We start from the raw sequence: 786 nt of genomic DNA, 5'->3' as shown, positions 1-786 counted from the left end.
GTGCCGGTGAGGGGTTCGGCGAGGTCGGGCCAGGCGTCGTACTCCTCGCGCAGCGCGAACTCGTAGGAGACGGCGGGCGTGGCGCGGGCCAGGGTGTAGGGGCCGGAGAAGGCGCCCCGGACACTGCCGGCGGCCAGCCCCTCGGGGTCGGCGAGGCCGGCCGGGCACACGACGCCGGTCTGCGGCAGGGAGAGCCCGATGGGCAGGTCGGCCCAGTCCTCGGTGAGTTCGGCCGTGACGGTGCCGGCGGCGTCGTCGGGGGTGAAGGTGGCCTCGCCCCGCCCCAGGGCGAGGGTGCGGCCCGGGGATCCGGTGTCCGGGTCGGCGAAGCGGGTGAGGGAGTTCGCGACGACGGTCGGGGTGATCGGGGTGCCGTCGGCGCAGGTGGCGCCGGAGCGGATGGTGAAGACGAACTCGGCGGCGGAGACGGCCTCCCAGTCGGTGGCGAGGCCGGCGGCGAGCCCTTCGCTGTCGCGGCGGGTGAGGGTGTCGTAGAGCAGTCGGTCGGCGGTGTAGTCGTCGCTCGCCGAGCCCAGCGCGGGATCGAAGGTGGACGGGTCGGTGCCGAGGGCGGCGTCGACGGTGTCGGTGGCGGAGCCGTCGGCGCCGCGCGCGGCGAGGCAGCCGGTCAACGGGGCCAGGGTGACGGCGAGTGCCACCGCGAGGAGCGGTGGCCTGGGTAGCGTTCTTCGCATGGAAGGCCTCCGGGACGGGTCGAACGAACGTCAGGGGGCGGTAGGGAGCGTGGTGCGGCGGCCGGCGTCGGCGGCGGAGCGGCGGGAGCGG

Annotated in this window: 1 protein-coding gene; it reads right to left on the bottom strand. The window is 76.1% G+C overall.

Annotated elements, in window-relative coordinates; genetic code table 11:
* Positions 1 to 695: ABC transporter substrate-binding protein (locus tag E1283_RS36675; RefSeq protein ID WP_243745360.1), on the bottom strand; the 695-nt coding region annotated here is incomplete at its 3' end.
* Positions 696 to 786: the final 91 nt, after the last annotated feature.

Source organism: Streptomyces hainanensis (genome assembly GCF_004348415.1).
Lineage (GTDB): Bacteria > Actinomycetota > Actinomycetes > Streptomycetales > Streptomycetaceae > Streptomyces > Streptomyces hainanensis.
The sequence above is the reverse complement of the archived record's forward strand: the minus strand, read 5'-3'. Positions and strand labels throughout refer to the sequence as shown.